The organism is Thalassococcus profundi (assembly GCF_003344785.1).
In the GTDB taxonomy this organism is placed as follows: Bacteria; Pseudomonadota; Alphaproteobacteria; order Rhodobacterales; family Rhodobacteraceae; genus Puniceibacterium; species Puniceibacterium profundi.
Genome location: NZ_QPMK01000001.1, coordinates 125858 through 145000, shown reverse-complemented (window position 1 = coordinate 145000; position 19143 = coordinate 125858). Strand labels below are relative to the sequence as shown.

The following is a 19143-nucleotide window of genomic DNA, read 5'->3' as shown; positions in this document are numbered from 1 at the left end:
ACGGCACTTGGCGCGGATCTGGTCGGCCTAGACGGAGACGCAGCATTCTCCGGGCATTACAGCAAGGCGGTCGCCTCCAGGCGACCTATCGAGTTTGTATTGCACGGTGTAAAAGTTGCACCACGCCGCTTGAATGCATTCCCATTCACCATGCCCCAAGGCCTATACCTGGCGCACCTTAAGTACGCAAACTTGGGCGTCCTTGACGAGGTGAACGAGACGCGGATCGCGGTAGGATCTTCTGATGAACCGGGGCGGCCGGGTGACGGTTGGCGCAAGGCGGACGAAGATGCGAAACGCTTCCTCGACACCTTCTGGTCCAAATCGGAACTTCCCTGGGAGACGGCGGAAGCCGAGGCTTACAGAACGCTTTCGGTAAAGCCCTCACGGAATGAAAAGCACAGCGTGGTCAAAACACGTGCTTTGAAGTTGTCCTTCAGAACGAAATTGCCCGCATGGTTTGCAGATCTTCGGATTTGATCTGCAAGCGCAGCCTTCTGCGCTTGCACGTCCAATCCGGACGAATTGACATCGTATAGAGAGATACAAAATCAACACTGTTTGATCACCCGAGTATGGGATTGATCTCAGTTTGGTGCCGAGGCCCTCGGGCTGACGCGAGCAGGACTTTAGGTTGTTTCCTCGACCGAACCCCTGTCTGCCGGACTGAAAAGAACAGAGTTGTCCAAGTCAAGTACACTAACCCGTGCGATTAACCATCGCACAAGTTCCTTCCATGACATCGGAAGGAGCGGGAAAGTATGCTTTTGATCAATGCCTGCCAGGACACAAAAGGCCTGGCGGGTGCAGAAAAAGCCTGTCTTTTTCTGGATCAAATCAAGCGCGAGAAGGGCGTTTGGTGGATGCCTTGGCAGTAAGAGGCGATGAAGGACGTGATACTCTGCGATAAGCCGTGAGGAGCCGAGAATAGGCTTTGATCCACGGATTTCCGAATGGGGCAACCCACCTGATACTCAGTTATTGTTAACCGCAAGGTTATCAATAATTGGGTAAAACAGGTACTTAAGACCTGAATACATAGGGTTTTAAGAGCAAACCCGGGGAACTGAAACATCTAAGTACCCGGAGGAAAGGACATCAATAGAGACTCCCCTAGTAGCGGCGAGCGAACGGGGACCAGCCGAGCCTTGAGAGTGACTAGAACATGCTGGAAAGCATGGCCATAGAGGGTGACAGCCCCTTATAGGAAGCTCGATGGGACGTATTAAGTAGGGCGGGACACGTGAAATCCTGTTCGAAGATCGGGGGACCACCCCCGAAGGCTAAGTACTCCTTACTGACCGATAGCGAACCAGTACCGTGAGGGAAAGGTGAAAAGCACCCCGACGAGGGGAGTGAAACAGTACCTGAAACCGAGCGCCTACAATCAGTCGGAGCTTGACTGGACTCTAATGAAAATCTGCGCCATGCAGGTTCCAAATCAAACTTTGGAGCTGAACATGGCTGACGGAACTTTCGCTGTACTCCTCCTGGGCCTCGGCCTTTGGGACATGGGTGCAAACTACTGTGGAACCGAGACGGGATGTCTGGGGCGCACCGATGTGACGCCGCGGCTCGCGCTCTCCGCAGGCGAGGTTCTGGAGCGGAACGCCGAAAGTGCCGGTGAAATCTACCTGCGGTACGATCTGGGTCACAAGCGTGGTCCGTTCGGAAGCGCAGTCGGGTTCTCGCTTGGCGAAAACGGCGAGACATGGGTGGGCTTCGGGTCCACCTATACACTTCAATTCGGTGATAGCCCGCTTTATGCGGAGCTGCACTCGATGCCCGGGTTTTACGCCGATAACGGCGGGTTCGACCTGGGTGGTCCGATCGAATTCAGATCGGGCATCGAATTGGGGTATGAAGGTCGCATGGGCTGGCGCTACGCGCTCAGCTACGACCACCGCTCGAATGCAGGTCTTTACGACGACAATCCCGGCATTGAAACGGTTCAGTTTCGCGTGTCGGTGCCCGTCGGGAAATGATTTTCATTAGTGTCCAGTCTTGTGACGGCGTACCTTTTGTATAATGGGTCATCGACTTGGTCTATCTAGCAAGCTTAAGCCGTTAGGTGTAGGCGCAGCGAAAGCGAGTCTTAATAGGGCGTCGAGTTAGATGGATCAGACCCGAAACCGAGTGATCTAGGCATGACCAGGATGAAGGTAAGGTAACACTTACTGGAGGTCCGAACCCACACCTGTTGAAAAAGGTCGGGATGAGTTGTGCCTAGGGGTGAAAGGCCAATCAAACTCGGAGATAGCTGGTTCTCTGCGAAATCTATTTAGGTAGAGCGTCATCCGAATACCCCGGGGGGTAGAGCACTGGATGGGTAATGGGGCCCCACAGGCTTACTGATCCTAACCAAACTCCGAATACCCGGGAGTACTAGATGGCAGACACACAGCGGATGCTAACGTCCGTTGTGGAGAGGGAAACAACCCTGACCTACAGCTAAGGCCCCCAATTCATGGCTAAGTGGGAAAGCAGGTGGGACGACCAAAACAACCAGGAGGTTGGCTTAGAAGCAGCCATCCTTTAAAGATAGCGTAACAGCTCACTGGTCTAAATAAGTTGTCCTGCGGCGAAGATGTAACGGGGCTCAAGCCATGAGCCGAAGCTTAGGATGCCGTAAGGCATGGTAGCAGAGCGTAGTGTGACATAGTTCCATGTCTCTTTAGCGGTTTCGACCGTTACGGAGACAAGGAGCTTTCTGTGAAGCCGGCGCGTGAGCGATCCGGTGGAGAGATCACTAGTGAGAATGATGACATGAGTAGCGACAAAGAGTGTGAGAGACACTCTCGCCGAAAGTCCAAGGGTTCCTGCTTAAAGCTAATCTGAGCAGGGTAAGCCGACCCCTAAGGCGAGGCCGAAAGGCGTAGTCGATGGGAACCAGGTTAATATTCCTGGGCCAGATGGAAGTGACGGATTGCGAAGATTGTTCGACCTTATCGGATTGGTCGGGCCGTTGAGCAGTTCCTGGAAATAGCTCCATCGTTAGATCGTACCCTAAACCGACACAGGTGGACTGGTAGAGAATACCAAGGCGCTTGAGAGAACTATGTTGAAGGAACTCGGCAAAATACCTCCGTAAGTTCGCGAGAAGGAGGCCCGGTTCCTAGGCAACTAGGGGCTGGGGGCACAAACCAGGGGGTGGCGACTGTTTACTAAAAACACAGGGCTCTGCGAAGTCGCAAGACGACGTATAGGGTCTGACGCCTGCCCGGTGCCTGAAGGTTAAAAGGAGATGTGAGAGCGTTGAATTGAAGCCCAGGTAAACGGCGGCCGTAACTATAACGGTCCTAAGGTAGCGAAATTCCTTGTCGGGTAAGTTCCGACCTGCACGAATGGCGTAACGACTTCCCCGCTGTCTCCAACATAGACTCAGCGAAATTGAATTGCCTGTCAAGATGCAGGCTTCCCGCGGTTAGACGGAAAGACCCCGTGCACCTTTACTACAACTTCACACTGGCATTAGGCCGAACATGTGCAGGATAGGTGGTAGGCTTTGAAGCGTGAACGCTAGTTTGCGTGGAGCCATCCTTGAGATACCACCCTTGTTCTGCTTGATGTCTAACCGCGGTCCGTTATCCGGATCCGGGACCCTGTGTGGTGGGTAGTTTGACTGGGGCGGTCGCCTCCTAAAGCGTAACGGAGGCGCGCGAAGGTTGGCTCAGAGCGGTCGGAAATCGCTCGTTGAGTGCAATGGCAGAAGCCAGCCTGACTGCGAGACTGACAAGTCGAGCAGAGTCGAAAGACGGCCATAGTGATCCGGTGGTCCCAAGTGGGAGGGCCATCGCTCAACGGATAAAAGGTACGCCGGGGATAACAGGCTGATACTGCCCAAGAGTCCATATCGACGGCAGTGTTTGGCACCTCGATGTCGGCTCATCTCATCCTGGGGCTGGAGCAGGTCCCAAGGGTACGGCTGTTCGCCGTTTAAAGAGGTACGTGAGCTGGGTTTAGAACGTCGTGAGACAGTTCGGTCCCTATCTGCCGTGGGTGTAGGATACTTGAGAGGAGTTGCCCCTAGTACGAGAGGACCGGGGTGAACGATCCACTGGTGGACCTGTTGTCGTGCCAACGGCAGTGCAGGGTAGCTACGATCGGACAGGATAACCGCTGAAGGCATCTAAGCGGGAAGCCCCCCTCAAAACAAGGTATCCCTGAGGGCCGTGGTAGACCACCACGTCGATAGGCCGGAGATGTAAGCGCAGCAATGCGTTCAGTTGACCGGTACTAATTGCCCGATAGGCTTGATTTGATCCAGTAACAGCCAGGCTGTGACTGATCGAAAAGCATACACACCGAACGTGTACGCGACTTGGACAGTGTTGAACGTCGAACCTGTCGGTTCGACTGTTTTGGTTTTTTCTCGGTTTGGTGGTCATAGCACGAGCAAAACACCCGGCTCCATTCCGAACCCGGCCGTTAAGTGCCGTAGCGCCGATGGTACTGCGTCTCAAGACGTGGGAGAGTAGGTCACCGCCAAACCTAGTAAAAACCAGAACACAGGTATCTCTCTATCGATGCCGCCTCCGACATAACTGCCGCGAGGCGACAAAATTGGCGCGGGATGGAGCAGTCCGGTAGCTCGTCAGGCTCATAACCTGAAGGTCGTAGGTTCAAATCCTACTCCCGCAACCAGCTTTAGCGAACAGGCCGCACCCGAAAGGGTCGCGGCCTTTTTTCTGTCCACAAAGCTCAAAAGTTCCAGCAGCTTGCCACGGACCTCCAGCGTGTGGAGCTCCGCTTCCTCGTCCCACGAGACGACCACCGTCTCCACCAGCGTATGCAACTCGTCCGCCGCCGGGCCCGCCACGGCTTCGTCCGTGAGCGTTCCCACCAGATCCTCAACATGGGACCGGTAGAGCGCGGGCAGATCCGTTGGAAGCTCGATCGGCGCAGGGACGAGCGTGTCGCGTTCTGCTTGTAGCGCGGAGAGTTCACGTCCTTGTCGATCCTAATGCTGACGCCGATGGAGCATAACTTGGCTCCAACTGACTTTCAGAGTGCGCTGCAGGGCATTTGTCAGTTTCTGACGAGCGTCAGCATCTTGGTTAGATCGGCTGCATGCGCGCCAAATCGTGGATAGCCCGGTGAGCCGTTGAAACGCATCATCAGAACGCGCCAAAGGGCGTTCTGATGATGCGTTTCAAGTGTCTGCGAATGGTTAACAGCCACGGGGTGCAGGGGCGTGGCGAACGGCCCCTGCGAGCAGGCGGGGGTTCGGGGGAGGAGTGCGGAACGACGCTCCCCCGGTCTTGCCGGCTACCGCCACGTGACGGCCACTTCCGTTCGCCAAAGACCAAATCCAGCTCCCGCAACCAAATTCATTTGCGTTTACAGGCGCTTACGCGCCGCCCTCCGGGGCGGCGTTTGCGTTTCCAGCCCCCGTGGAAGCACTGTGGAAGCAAGAGGGGCCGAAGTCCTTCATATCGCTTCGAAAACGGATTGCGTCAGTCTGGATCTGCTTCCAGGCGCCGACCGTCGGGCCAAACTCACAGATCGAAGACATCGCGCACCTGCTGCCGGATCTTTGCGGAGTCGATCGCGCCGTCCATGCGGTTCTGTGACGTCACGAGCCGCTCGCCCTTGGCGTTCTCGCGCCCATTCGGCTCCAGATCCATAGCCTTGTACCACTCGAGCTTCTTGTCCCACCTGTTGGAGTAGGTCGGGTCCGAGAGCATGCCGAGGTGCTCCCAGTATACCGTGATTCCTGTCGCTGGATCTTCGGCCGTGAAGTCGGGGTAGCGCTCGATCCCGTCTGCACCGTGCAGCGCCTTCTCGTAGTGGTAATCGATGCCCTCCGCGTTGAGGGCATCGGCGACGACCACCTCCGAGATCGAACGAACAAGCTCGCCTCTGGCCGTCCGGTGGATCAGACCACGTTCGAGGAACGCGCCGCTCGGTTCGGCAAGCATGTCAGGGTCAGTGAAGAGGTTCGTGTAGCGCCGCGCCACCTCAGAGTACTTCGCTGAAGTGTATGCCCGAAGGTCGGACGGTTGTCCTTGTACGAAAAGCACCACCCGGTCAACTTGACGCGTGAGCGCCGTGTAGATGAGTTCCCGGCCGAGAATGAAGCAGGGCTGCGGGATGACGACGAACACCTGCTCGAATTGACTCCCCTGGCTCTTGTGCACGGTGAGCGCGTAGGCGAGCTCAAGCACCACCGCGCCCTCGTCGCCGAAGTCGCTTGGCCAGTACACGAACGTGTTGCCAGGTTGGGTGCGGAACTCGACGTCGAGCCGTTCAGGAGTCTTGCCGTCCCACGCTTTTCCAAACTTCGCCTGGCCTACGACAATTCCGATCTCGCCGTTTGATACGAGCTCCTTTCGCCGACCCAATACGCTGCGCGACTTGTTGGTGGTCGACATGACCTTGTCGCCATAGATGATCCGTTCTGCGCCACTGGGCCGAGGCGTTCGAGGTCGGCGGCCGTCGGCGAAGCGGAGGGCGTCTCTGCGGAATCGCTCGTGCAGGAATCGGTTCAGCTCTTCAACCCCGTGGCCCTTCCCGCGAACGGGCGTCAGCACCTGCCAGCTTTCGCATCGCTCCGCGGATCCGGGTTTGTTCTTCTCAAGCCACGTGGCGTTGAAGAAGACGCCATTGTCGGTTCCTACGCCTCCGAGCGAGATGCCAAAGCCGCGCTCGTCATGGTCGTGCTCGACCTCTGGAACGTGTTGGACGAGCGCTTGGAGTAGCGCATCCTTCAACTCTTCATCTGTCTGCCATATGCGCACTTCGACATGTCCATCCGTCTCGCCGAGGGTCATGCGAGCCCAGATTTCGTCCGCTCCAGGATCCGGCGCCTCGTCGGTGAACCAGGATGCCAAGAGCAGATCATCCCGACCTGCCTTGCCCTTGCCGGTCTGCCGACGATGCACCGTCAGCTCTGCATAACCAGGCCCTACTCGTGGGAAAGGTGGTTCCCTGTCCTCGTCCCATGGGCGAAGCTCCCTCGTCAGATCCACGAGAGGCCGCCCGGCACCGATCGGCGGGAGTTGTCGGTGGTCGCCTACAAGGATGATCCGCTTCGGGCCTTTGAGCGCGTCGAACACTGCGGCGAGCATGTCCTCCGTGACCATCGAGGCTTCATCGATGATCACTGTTCCAGCCGCCTCGACCTTTGGAGCGTGCGAAAGGCGATACCGCTGCGTCTCGGGGTCGAACCGGTCCGGCAACAGGAACTGCGCAATGGTCAGCGCCTTGAGACCCTCGATGTTCTGTTGCATCTGCACTCGCGCTTTGCCGGTGGGTGCCAGGAGAAGGATTCCTTCGCCGCGCACTTCCGGGAGGTCGCAAAGCATCTGGAGGAGCCGGGTCTTCCCAGTTCCGGCAGGCCCAAGGAGCAGCGAAAAGCGGGTCACGAATAGCTCTTCAAGCGCGGCGGCTTTCTCCGTCCTTGCCAGTTTCTCCAAGGCGGCTTCGTCGGTGTCTTCGGGGATCTTCCCCAAGGACCGGTCGACAAGGTCGCGCCAGTCGTGATCGGCTTCATGCCGACGACCTTTCTGTCGACGGCTGATTTGCCGCCGCAAGAGGTCGCCGATCTCGCGTCGTTCACCAAACTGCCAAGCCCGCGTACCGTCCGACAACGATGCATCTAGGATCTCGGGCGCCATGACTGGGTCAAGCAGAGGCAGCAAGTCCCGCGTTGGCCGGCAAGGCGGATCGAGTTCGAGCGCTCGAATGTTTTCGAGAACCTGGTTGACCGGTAGCAGGGTATGGCCGGTCGCATCCGCCTCAGAGAGGACGTGAACCGCCAGCGCCCTAACTCGCCTCGGGTCCTGGTCGCCCTCCAAGCGGCTGATGTCGGGCAATGGGAAGGTCTGGCGGACCGACTCGTCGGGAAACATGCCGCGGTCAACCGTGCCGATGCTGACCGCATCGAGCCTAAACCTGTCGGCCTCGAAAAGACGGTAGGGATTTTGAAGAACGTCTTCGTCCGTCAGGCTGTTTCGGCTTTCCGCGTTGAAGAAACGAGATGCCTGTTCGATCGTGAGGCTGAATCTAGATAAGAGCTTCAAGAGCTCAGAGCGCTCTTGCGGCAGCGCAGCGAGTCTCTTGCCGTCTAACGGCTGCACTTGTGAGGCGACCGCAGGCGATAGAACCGCGCCCGGATTCTCGAAAGCGCGTAAGACGAGTGTCCACGGGTCCTCCGTCCAATGACCGTCGACGCAGTGTCGCTGAGCAAGGTCCATCGCTAGCAGCGTCCCATACCGGACATCGAACGCGTGAAGCGCGCTCCCGAGCCCCGGGAACGCTCCACGGAGTTCCCAAAGCTCGGCGAGGCGTTCGGAAATCCACTCGAGGTGACGGTCCCATGCGCCGGGGATGTGCTGCGCGATGACGCGCACCTTGTCGGCCAACGACAGAAGGCTCGCAATGGCGAGATCGTGGTCGACGTGCTCTGCCACGTTGCTGAACGCGTCGAAGCCTTCATCCGGTGCAAAGGCGACGAATTGAGAAGGGTCGATCGTCCCGTCTCGCTCGGCCAAGGCAAGAAGCTTCTGGTACGGAAGCACGAAGCCGTCAAAACCGTCGGGCCGGATCGAATGGGAAACCGCCCGTTCCCACATGAGGCCGCGTAGCTTCCCTCCCGTGTCGCCGCTGTATGCATGCTCCTGAGCGGGGCCAACAGACGTGATGCGTCCCACGCCCACCAGAACGCGGCGCGGGTCATCGGCCAACGGCGTCCGCTTGGCGTACAAGAAGATGAGCGACTTTTCGGGCGCCAGCGCGCTGAAAAAGGTGTCCAGCATGATCTGCTGGTTGGCGAAGTCATTGACCCACACCGTCCCGAACGACAGTTGCGGTTCGCGCGATATGTCGAAGGGCAACGCGAGCTCTTCGGCGATGGCTTGTGCGTCTTCCTTGCGAGTCCAGCGAAACGGGATCGTCTGCACGCTATATGGAGGTAGGCGAAACTCGTTCTCGGCAAAATGGCCGTGGGTCTCGGCTGAAGAGTCGGCGAACGGGTGACGGCTGCGAAGCGAATACGGCTTGGTATTTAAAGCTGCTCCGCGCTCTGCCAGACATGCCGGTAGTTCGGCCTCGCTGAGATCGGACCAGGCGCTGCCAGCAACGTCTTCCTCGGCAGCAGCATTCCTTTCCTCACGGATCCGTTTGAGGACCATGCACCAGCTGTTCTTCGATGGCGCATTGCACACAGAGCCACTCCAGCCGGTGTCGTGCCATGGAAGCCGAACGGAAAGGTGTTGAACCGGCAGCTGTTTCGCAGCGCTATGCATCATAAACTTCCCTCGGCTTGACCTCTGCCAACCAGCGTGGTTGCCGGAGCGCTCCCACTTGATCCTGAGACCTTCGAAATGACGGATCGAAGAAAGGTCGTTGAACGGGCCGATGCGGCCCATCTACCCGCCTTCCATGCGTGTGCGGCCTCTCAAGGCGGCTGGGCAATGCGGAGCGGTCGAAACTCACGATGCCAAAACATCCTGATCGGAGTCGTCGTCGCTACTGGCATCGACTTCGATGATCGTCTTTAGGTCAGCGATGTGTGTCTTCGTGAAGTAGATGGTCGCATTTTCTTGTGCGAGAACCACCTCCAACTCATTCCCCGCAAGCTCGAGGAACATCTCCAACATGAAGTCCTTGGTGCTGTTGGCATGTCGAAACATGGCGGCATGGTTTGGACACAGCGCAAGGTAGTTCTGGAGATGTCTCTTTTTCAGACCCGATAGAAACTCAACGCGTTCGAAGTATGCAGAACCATCATCGAGCTTGAATGGCATTGGTTTTTTGCAGACTTGGCAGAAAAGCTCGTCGTCCGTCACATACTGCTGCAACAAGTACTGACCTGCCTCGGCTTTGACGTCTTCGCGGCCAACCGATACGCTCCGTGTCCGTTCTTCTGTGCGCCGTTCCGGAGCGTCAGCGGCCATCTCGCCCACCCGCGACGCCCGACGTTCCGGATTTGCTGGAGAGTGGTCGGGGAGCTCGTGCGCTGCGTTACGCTCCCAATCGGTCAAGAAACGCTCTTGTTCCTCTGGCGGAAGAGACGCAAAGCGCTTCGCTCTCTCCAGGGTCGACAAATCGGAGAAGCCTAATTCGCGCGCAAAGGTTTCCTTCTGGCGTTGCTGCTCTGATCGCTTGACGACGTCCTCACCCCACTTCACCGCCTTCAACCAGCGCTGGCCTGGATCAAACGGGAAGCCTTCAGGGAGTGCATCCCGCGAAGCTTCCGCGGGGCGTACAAAGGATTCCTGTCCCTGCGGCACCCAAGCAGCAGACCGCAAAACATGGACGAGGGAGGACGCAGCTTGTCGAGAGCCAGCACTCGCGTTTCGGCGATAGGTCGCTACCAAGTGGCGTCCATCGTTCGGGAGTGCGGCCATGGTCCGCCAGACCAGCCTTGAGAGCGCGAGCGTGGGGTTCTTCAGGAGATCTGCCAAGCCCTCGATTTCGTAGTCGCGATCAATCGGGGAGGTGTGACGTTCCCCACCAACCTGGCTCAAATAGCTCCATTCGGGGTTCTGGTAACAACGGCAGGTGGAAATTTGAAGCTCGCCAATCGCGCCAATGGCTCTTGCAAACGCCGCGACCTTCTTCGTTGGGACACCAATATTTTGGTAGAACAAGCTGTCTAGTGCGGATTCCTCAGCTTCGTCAGCCTGAGCATCGTAGTAGGCTCGAAGCCCAGTGTCCAAGAAGGGAGTGTCGAGGTAGACACTGTTCGGCGTGTGCCACTGATCGTCTTCGCACTTGAAAACAAAGTGACCTTTGAAAAGGTTCGCTGTCGAAGATTCTTTTTCGACAAGAGCAACAAAGCGCTTAAAGTCTTTTTTATATTTTTTTTCCGATGGGATTTCGGCATCACGAGTGTAACGCTTCTTGAGGATCAGTTCGACCTGCTCTGCCTCGCCGACCACACGGACACCAATTTCTTCAAGAAATTTTCGAGCATTGTGTTGTTGCGCCTTGCCTCTGCCAGAGGTGTAGACCTCCGCAGTCACACGCGGAAGATCGCTATCATCCTGGTCACCTTCATCTGGAAAAAAACACTCTTTTCCAACTCCATACTCACCAGAGAAAAGTCTAACGATCTTTGAATTCGTGAATTGATAAAGTCCACCCTCGCTTGCGAGCTCGCTATATAGGAGGGCATAGAGCTGCTGGTGCCAATCATTCGGCTTTGAGGAAAGCCACTCCATGAATTCGCCATCAGGTCCACTCACGAAATATGGCGAGCGAGGCACATAGCGCTGACCCCGCGAGGTGCGATCAGCGAGCATATCAACGAACTCGTCCAATCCCCATTCCTGAATCTCAAGTGAGTCGAGAAAGCGGTCCGCCTCTGAGTTCTTTTGAGTTGCGCCAACTGACCAGATGGGAGGTGCATCAGCATCTTCGACAAGAAACTCGAGATCTTTCTCGGAGAGAAGGCTTTTCAATGACGCCTTCGCTTGCAAAAGCCTTTTTGCGGGAGCGTGAGACTTTCCGTGCGTAGGCGTAAGTACCTCATTGTTCATTTCATCGATGATTGCCGTCCTTATCGCTTTGTATCGAGCAGGGATTGAATCCTGCTTGTTCGGCAAGACCGACAGAAAATCCAACGTCAGCAAGCCATGGTCGCGGACCTCGTGAAGGGAAGCCGCGGCGAGACCTGCCAACTGCTCGAACAACGGTTCGTTTGCAGGTGTTTCCTTGATGCTTGCGCGGCTTAGTTCCGGTACAAATGGAGCATGAAGATGGAACCGCAGGCCGGACGTTTCTTTCTCGGCCGGGAAGAACACCGCAACCTGACCTGGAATCGGTACAATCTTCATCTGCTTTGCGATCGGGGCGTGCGAATCGAAAGCCTTCACGTCAGGAAGGAATTCGAGTGCAAAGGCCGTCGCGACTTTGTGCTTCGTCTCCTTGGTCAGTCCCTCAACGGGCTGCGTGAACCTCAAGAAGTGAGAGCTGGCGGTAGTTTCGCCATTGGTCTCCTTGAGAACTTCGATGTGGTTCTCGGTGTGTTCGATACGAAGGACCGTGCCCCCTCCGCTGTCGCCAACTTTCCAAGAGATCGCTTGGAGATGGTTGAGGAAGAGCAGAGTGGTTTCGGCGAGATCTCGGAGGCCGCCTTCAACTTCCTTGTAGGCGACCTCCCTTGGCTTTTTGGGGTTGTTGAACGGAAATTCGAAGCGCGTCTTTCCTTGAAGATCGCTGCGATCGCTCAGTAGCGACGGCAAGACAAGTTCATTGATCTCGAAGGAATATGTTGGAGACCAAATTCTAGGTGACTCCGTATATGCAAACACTGCCTTGAAGCCGACACCGAACCGTCCGATGGTGTCTACGTCGTTTGCCTTCGTGCCTTTCCCGATGTTCGTGATGCCGAAGATGTCCTCTTCAGAGAATGGCCGGCCATTGTGCTGGAATAAAAGACCGTCGCGCCTAAGCTCGAAGTGGACCTCAGTGGCGCCAGTGTCCTCGGCGTTCTGCAGAAGTTCAAAAATGAAGTGAGCGCTGTCGGGATAGAGTTCCTCTACAATATGCCTGATGCCGGCGTACTCTTCATCCCTAAGTACATCTGCTAACTTCTTGCGCTTTCCCCGTACCCGTTCAATTGCCTGATGCTTGTCCTCTCTGGTCGTCATCGCCTTACCCGACCCTCACCACAACGGTTCCGAAAAGCACGGGCGCTGCCCGAATGTCGCCGGTATTTCCTGCCTCGCGCAGTTCAGTGACGCGCCGATCAAAATCCGCGTTTGCCCGAGCAAGCTCGCTCTGCTTCATGATCCGGATCTTCTCATTCGTGGCCTTCGAGATCTGATCTTCCAGGGCACGGACCCGAGCGCGGTGGCTGACCGTGAGGCTCTGTACCCTGTGTTCAGCCAGCTCCTGGTTCTGAGCGATGTGTGTTGCCTGGGCCGCCGTCCATTTCGCGTGATGCAAAGCGTCGAGATCATCATGGTCACGCGATGGTACAGCGCTTGGCTCGATTGGCTCGGTTGCCGTGTGAAGGATCTTCATTAGCGCCTCCTCGACAACGGGATCGTCAGCCACTGCAACGAGTTCCTCGTCGGGCTTGATGCCGAACTTCCTCCATCTGTACAGGGCGAATCGGTGCACACCGGCTGGCAGGCGGTCAGAGGCTTGGAGCGTGCATTGCATCGCATCGGTCGTTTCAAGGAACCGCGCGGCCTGCCGTACCAGCGGATGAAGCACTGTCAGATGCATCACCTTCGGATCATCAGCTGCTGTCTCCTGATCGAAGGTGACAGCGATGCTCGGAGTCCCGCCTTTCAGCCACTTTTCCCACGCCTTGGAGATCGGATCCGCGCTGCGCTTGAGCAGCTTATAGTCGGCTAGTAACGCGCTGCGCGCATCCTGACTCAGGCGAAGCGTCTTCAGTGGCTTGTCGCCGAGCAGGTGTTCGTGGTCAGAGCCTGTCCGAGATTTCAGGTAGGTTGAGACGCATTGCTGAATGGCGTCCGTCGAGAGCCACTCGTTTTCCGCATTGTCGATATCCTCACGCCAGGACGCCTTTGGGACATTTAGGCCGAACAGCTCTGACTCTTTCTCCTCGAGTTCCTGCTCTTCTCGAATACGGCGAATGCCGTTGTCAGCCAATTGTTGAAGTCTGCGGGACCGTTCTTCATCGGTCAGAACAAAGCTCTCTGCAATATCGTGGATTTCCTGCGTGACCCGGCCGAGGATCTCCTCGCTCCCGCCTACGGCGTGCTGAAACACGCCAATTCGCATCAGGCAACGCTCGTAGATGTCAGCGTCGACCGTTCCAGGCGTGACAAGGTTTACGATACTGACGGTCTCACTCTTCTGGCCGTATCGGTCGATACGGCCGATGCGTTGTTCGATCCGCATCGGGTTCCAAGGAAGATCATAGTTCACAAGAAAATCGCAGAACTGAAAGTCTAGGCCCTCGCAACCGACCTCTGACGACAAGAGCACGTCGAGCGCATCCGGATGCTCTTTGGGCAGGGAGAACCGCTTCCGCAGCGAGGCACGCTCGTCATCCGGGATGTCTCCATGGATGACGCCGTAACGCAGTCCCGCATCCTCAGTGTGTCGGGCGAGGTAGGCGAGTGTGTGGCGGAACGTACTGAACACGAGCGCTTTGTTGTTCGCCAGCCGTGTTTTATCTGTGAGTGTTCGAACAAAGGCTTCGACCTTTGGGTCGGTTGGATCAAGTGACTCTGCTCTGCTGATGAGATCTTCGATTTCCAGACGGATGCCCTCGACAAAGCTCAGGTCAACCTCGTCGGCGCTATCGGCGGCTTCAATCAGCTCAAGTTGATCAAGCTTACGGTTCAGGATGTCGGAGAGCATTGGTGCAAGCCCATACAGGCAGCTAGCAGCCTGCCTGCGAATGGTGGTCATCATGAACTTGACGTTCTGCTGACCGTGGGATCGGGCGAGAATACGGGCGACGACGCCTAGAAGATCGTCGTGAAGCGCTTTCTGGTCGTCGGTGAAATCGACCGTGAGCGTTTGGGGCTTGCGGCTTGTAAACTCGCCGATATCCCGGCGGCGTGTTCGGTTGATGATCGAACTGAACGTGTACAGTTCCTCCAGTTTCCTGGTCAGAGCGACACGCTCCTCATCTGGAAGTTCGACCTCGTCTCGCAGCTTGTCAAAGACACCCTGAAACGTCGGCCCTTCCCTTAGAAATAGCCGCCCCCATTCGGTATCCGTGGCCTGCCTAAGCTGCTCACTTGCTTCTTGTTGCCAGTTGGGCCCTGTTTCCCGACAAAGCCGGACCGCCTCATTTATAAAGCGGTTTGGCTCGGCCATCTGCTCGAAGCTGTTTCGGTCGATCACAAGATCTGGGCGGAGCACATTGAGGAGTGTGAAGAGGTCCTGGCTGCCGAGCTGCACGGGAGTTGCGGTCATCAACAACACGGCACGTGCGTTATCGCAGAAGTATCGGACTCCCTGATGAAGAAAAGTGTCCGAATTGCGGATATGGTGCGCCTCATCCACAATCACGAGGTCGAATGCTGGGGCTGGGTCGAGGGCCAGGAGCCCGCGATCTCTACGCCGTTTCTTCGTTTCGGATCCGAAGATGAGATCCGAGTCAAACAATGAGAAGGGCAGGATGGCTTTCTCATACTGCTCGGGCCACTCGCCTTCGAGATCGGTCTCATGCAAACAGTGCCGAAGCAGCGCACCATCGAGATGAGTAAAGTTCTCGTCGAAGCGTTTTAGCTCAGTTTGCCATTTTTTTTCAGCGACCAGCGCCTTCGGGCAGATAACGAGCACGGACGAAATATCCATGCGGGCGCGGAGCTCCTTCAGGATCAGGCCGGCTTCGATTGTTTTTCCAACGCCGACTTCGTCCGCGATCAGCAAGCGGGGCCGATCGGAGCGAATGAGCTTGAGAACGGGTCGATACTGATAGGGGACGAAGTTCACTCGACCGGAGCGCAACGAGAACAGATTCGCCGTCGATGGTGACAGCAAATGAAGTGCGGTAAGCCGCGCGCGAAACTCATCTATTGAGATGGACGGTTGCTCGCCAGCATCTCCCGCTACGGCCTGCAACTGGCTTTCATAATAGGTGGCTTTTGCTCCATCCTGGAAGACGCAGTACCGGGGTTCCGGTCCGCCGATGATCACTTCGAGCACGGGAAGCTTGACTGAGTTGTCGGAGCGCAGAGCCACGACGTCGCCGACTTTGAACAGGTGCATTGGCGCTTCGGTTGGGGTAGCTTCGGTGGGGGCCGTGACGGTGTTCGCGTCGCTCACCGCCGCGGAAGCCGTTCCGCCTGCGCTGTCGGTCATTCTGGCAAGCGCGGATTCCTTGACTGCCCGGACCGCGCTCATTGAACCCTCATGGGCTCCAATGAGGTTTAAGAGGCGTCCCAGCGTATCTGCATCCCGGTATATCTCGCTCGCGGGGGTTTCTTCCGCAGACACGTGCGCCCACTTGTTGCGCACGGTTTGGAGCTCCTTCACCCAGTTGCGGGCTTCCCGGGGAAGATTGCAGTTGCCGGATAAGTCGTACCAGTTCTGGTCAAGGACACGCAGAAGTGCTGCGAAATCCAACTCTCGCAATGAAGAGATGTTGTTCTCGCCGATGACACGCTGCTGTTGGAAGCTGAGGCGATCAACAACGTGCTTTGCCCACCAGTCCTCGGACAGCTCCGGGAGCTTCTCTTGTAGGAAGCGCGCGAGATCGGACGTCGCTAGTCTCAGTTCGTTATGCATCTTTCTGCCCGATGGAGCTAAAGCGACCGACTTCCGGTACGCGAGCGAAACCGGCGTCTCTGAGCGTCGAGGGCCCGATCGATGAGACGCGCCGTCGTTGTCGATCCCAGACCAGTGCTGTTCGATGCAGCATGCGAGCACGCCCTCTCTGCCGTTGAAGCCCTACGCAAACTAGCGTATCAACGGAAAAATCCGCGAACAAGCGGATTGACAGGGAGAAGAAGCGATGAACCGGCCATGTCCGCCGACGGTGTGACCTTCGGCTTGGCGATTTCGAAGGCCCGCAAGGCACTCGGTCTCAGCCAGAAGGAGCTCGCAGCGCGCGTGATGAAGGAAGAAGGTGGTGGGTCGATATCCCCGCAGTACCTCAACGACATCGAGCACGACCGACGCAGCCCCAGCTCGGGGCACCTGATCCGCCAGTTCTCCGGCATCCTGAACATACCGGAGGACTACCTGTACGCGCTCGCAGGCCGGCTTCCGGATGATCTGCGGCCGGACGCTTCCACCCCAGACAAGGTCGTCAAGGCCTTCGCCAATTTCAGGAAAGCGTTGAAGGAGTAAGGGGGTTCGCATGGTGAAGATGATCCGTGACAACACGGGCCGCTTTGCCGAGCGACCCTTCTACGCGGCGCGGGATCTCGACAACGAATGCGAGCGGCTGATCCGTGAGCTTTTGGTGAAGCGCCACGGAAAGGTCGACTATCCCGTGGCGACCGACGACCTGACCGTGCTGATCGAGATGCACGACGCGGACCTCGACCCTTACGCCGACCTGTCCGCATACGGGCCCGATGTGGAAGGGGTCACCGAGTTCTTCCCCTACCGGGGGCCCAAGGTGTCCATTTCGGAACGCAACGCGGCCGACGAGCGGCGCGAGAATCGCTTCCGCACCACGCTCACCCATGAGTTCGGGCACGTGAAGTTCCACGGGCCTCTCTGGGCGCAGAAGTTCGCCAACGGCGACCTGCTCGAGCGCGGCGTGAATGCGAACAAGGCGATCTCCAAGCGCGACAACATCCTGGACGCCCCGCAGTCCGATTGGATGGAATGGCAGGCCGGCTATATCAGCGGCGCACTGCTGATGCCGGCCACGCCAGTCCGTCGCCTCGTTTCCGACTACTGCGGCCCGCGCGAGCTGCATGGCGATATCCACGTTTCGACGGAGCATGCTGTGCGGCTGATCCAGATGGTCATGGAGCGGTTCGCGGTTTCCGAAGAGGCTGCCCGCATCAGGCTGTTGAAGCTGAACCTGATCACCTCGGTACGCGGACAGCCCTCGCTCTTCGGCCACTGATCGCGAATCCGCGGAAGTGCGTATTTTTTCGATTGACTCCACTCCGGCCCGATATACGCTGATTAGCAGATCAGCCGATATATGGAATCGCCAGAAAGGAGACCCCGGTGACTGCACTGTCCGCCTTCCTTCGCAAGACGCCCGGCGAGGCGCTGCGCGAATACTTCGACCGGCCGGAGATCGGCCTGCCCACCGAATTCGACTGGCCCGCATCGGACGCCGACCTCTCCGGGCCGCTTCTCGGCGCCATCGAGAAGATGTCCCGCGTCCAGCGCGACCGGATCTCGAACGATGCCGAGCGCGTCCATGCCCTGTCCGACGAGCCGGGGCAGGCCGCGATCTACAGCGTGGCCGAGGATCCTGCCCTCCTCGACGGGCTCGCGAACCCGCACGCGCGGTCGCTCTGGATGTTCCTGAACGCGCAGGACCGGTTCCGTCATGCCGAGGAAGTCCGCTTCACGGAGGACCGCCGGCGCGGCCGGATGTGGGCCGGCTACATGACCGATGCCGGGTGTGTCGTGCAGCGCGACGCGTCGGCCCGCCACGCCTTCGTCTCCGCGATCAAGGAGTTCTCGGGCGCCGCCCATGCCCATGTCGACATCTTCGACCGGGTGAGGACGACCCATGAGGGCGACGAATGCGACCTGGTGCAGGTGACGATCTACCGCGAGGGACGGCCCGACGATCTGCTCCGCTTCGACGACAAGGGGTCGCTTGTCCGGCAGGCCTATCGTCCCGTGTTCGAGGCCGCAGTGACCTACGAGCCCGCGACCGGCGGCATCGAGGTGATCGCCAACGACAAGGTGACGCGAAGCGAGATCGTGAAGGCGACGGTCACGCACCTCCTCGGCATTGAGTTCAAGGAGAACCGCCTGCCGCTGCGGTGCTATGACCTGTCCGTGCTGCTGACACCCTACGATTTCCCGGTTGATCCGGAGGACGGGATCGAGGGCGTCGAGGTGCGCGAGCTGCGCCTGATGCCGATCGACGACAGCGATTTCAGGGTGACGCTGGAGAAGCCCGCCCGCGCCGACGAGACGATCTGGACGAAGGCGGAGGAGCGGTTCGGAGATCGCACGCCCCTGAGCGAGGGGTATGTGGTCACGCGGGCCAAGATCGCCGTGAAGCTTGCTCGGCGCCCGGGAGGAGACCGCCGGCGGACGCTGACCCTGACGATCACCTGGCCGCATGGCTGCGATCTGAAGGATCGCACCGCGACCGAGCAGATGATCGGCGAGAAGTACCTGCGGCGCTGGGGGATCCTGGTCGATGACCTGCAGCTCTTCGAGGATTGATCTCGCCGCCCGCCGGCTGCTCTCGTCCATCGCCGGGACCCGCGACGCGCGGGTTTCGGCCGTGGCGCTCGCGCACATGCGCGGCGCCGGCAAGACGCTGATTGATAAGTACGGCGACCATGCGCAGGAGGCGCGCCGCGCGGAGGGCAAGGACACCGGCACCGTCCGGCTGCAGGACGGCCCGGTCACCGTGGTCGCGGAGCTGCCGAAGCGCGTCGATTGGGATCAGGCCGCACAGCGCATTAGGCTATCGCCCACCCGCGCCAGAAAGCTTCGTTCCATTGGACCAGCGGCCAACGATGCACTAACAATCAAACCGGACCACCCGATGGGGGCAGACCAGCATGCCTGCAGCGGCTGACGTTCGATTCTTGCAAG

At 58.1% G+C, this 19143-nt stretch carries 8 protein-coding genes, 1 tRNA gene and 2 rRNA genes (1 of these 11 running past the window's edge); 8 read left to right on the top strand and 3 right to left on the bottom strand.

Features of this window, described 5'->3' with window-relative positions; all coding sequences use genetic code 11:
* The 4 genes from DU478_RS00650 to DU478_RS00635 all read left to right on the top strand — a co-directional run.
* Window positions 1-480 carry the 3' portion of a glycosyltransferase family 2 protein gene (locus DU478_RS00650; RefSeq protein WP_158545720.1) on the top strand. It extends 345 nt beyond the left edge of the window, so only the last 480 of its 825 coding nucleotides appear in the window; its start codon lies off the left edge, out of view; the stop codon is at window positions 478-480.
* Window positions 481-835: 355 nt separating this feature from the next.
* A 23S ribosomal RNA gene (locus DU478_RS00645) occupies window positions 836-4261 on the top strand.
* Between the two features lie 115 nt (window positions 4262-4376).
* A 5S ribosomal RNA gene (gene rrf / locus DU478_RS00640) occupies window positions 4377-4491 on the top strand.
* A gap of 76 nt (window positions 4492-4567) precedes the next feature.
* Window positions 4568-4644: transfer RNA gene (locus DU478_RS00635), tRNA-Met, on the top strand.
* An 854-nt stretch (window positions 4645-5498) separates the two neighbouring features.
* On the opposite strand, the gene DU478_RS00625 is transcribed toward DU478_RS00635, so the two are convergent.
* From DU478_RS00625 to DU478_RS00615, 3 genes are all read right to left on the bottom strand, one after another.
* Window positions 5499-9371 carry an AAA family ATPase gene (locus DU478_RS00625; protein WP_114508998.1) on the bottom strand — a complete coding sequence of 1291 codons (3873 nt, stop codon included), beginning with the start codon at window positions 9369-9371 and terminating at the stop codon, window positions 5499-5501.
* Between the two features lie 63 nt (window positions 9372-9434).
* A complete protein-coding gene (locus DU478_RS00620) occupies window positions 9435-12599 on the bottom strand; it encodes a sacsin N-terminal ATP-binding-like domain-containing protein (protein WP_114508997.1) in 3165 nt (1054 codons plus the stop codon).
* A 4-nt stretch (window positions 12600-12603) separates the two neighbouring features.
* A complete protein-coding gene (locus DU478_RS00615; RefSeq protein ID WP_114508996.1) occupies window positions 12604-16173 on the bottom strand; it encodes a DEAD/DEAH box helicase in 3570 nt (1189 codons plus the stop codon).
* Between the two features lie 237 nt (window positions 16174-16410).
* On the opposite strand from DU478_RS00615, the gene DU478_RS00610 reads away from it, so the two are divergent.
* From DU478_RS00610 to DU478_RS00595, 4 genes are all read left to right on the top strand, one after another.
* Window positions 16411-16737 (top strand): helix-turn-helix domain-containing protein, encoded by a 327-nt coding sequence (locus DU478_RS00610; protein ID WP_114508995.1) that lies wholly within the window; start codon window positions 16411-16413, stop codon window positions 16735-16737.
* 10 nt (window positions 16738-16747) lie between these two features.
* Window positions 16748-17470, top strand: coding sequence for an ImmA/IrrE family metallo-endopeptidase (locus DU478_RS00605; protein ID WP_114508994.1), 723 nt, complete (start codon window positions 16748-16750; stop codon window positions 17468-17470).
* A gap of 107 nt (window positions 17471-17577) precedes the next feature.
* On the top strand, window positions 17578-18765 hold the full coding sequence (locus DU478_RS00600) for a hypothetical protein (protein WP_114508993.1): 1188 nt from the start codon (window positions 17578-17580) through the stop codon (window positions 18763-18765).
* Window positions 18740-19126 carry a hypothetical protein gene (locus DU478_RS00595; RefSeq protein WP_114508992.1) on the top strand — a complete coding sequence of 129 codons (387 nt, stop codon included), beginning with the start codon at window positions 18740-18742 and terminating at the stop codon, window positions 19124-19126. The genes DU478_RS00600 and DU478_RS00595 overlap by 26 nt, the downstream gene beginning before the upstream one ends.
* Window positions 19127-19143 lie beyond the last annotated feature (17 nt).

Excerpts from the sequence above, each read along its gene's own strand:
- DU478_RS00605 (WP_114508994.1), top strand. The coding sequence starts at position 16,748 with ATGGTGAAGATGATCCGTGACAACACGGGCCGCTTTGCCGAGCGACCC.
- DU478_RS00595 (WP_114508992.1), top strand. The coding sequence starts at position 18,740 with ATGACCTGCAGCTCTTCGAGGATTGATCTCGCCGCCCGCCGGCTGCTC.
- DU478_RS00610 (WP_114508995.1), top strand. The coding sequence starts at position 16,411 with ATGTCCGCCGACGGTGTGACCTTCGGCTTGGCGATTTCGAAGGCCCGC.
- DU478_RS00620 (WP_114508997.1), bottom strand. The coding sequence starts at position 12,599 with ATGACGACCAGAGAGGACAAGCATCAGGCAATTGAACGGGTACGGGGA.
- DU478_RS00625 (WP_114508998.1), bottom strand. The coding sequence starts at position 9,371 with ATGGGCCGCATCGGCCCGTTCAACGACCTTTCTTCGATCCGTCATTTC.
- DU478_RS00615 (WP_114508996.1), bottom strand. The coding sequence starts at position 16,173 with ATGCATAACGAACTGAGACTAGCGACGTCCGATCTCGCGCGCTTCCTA.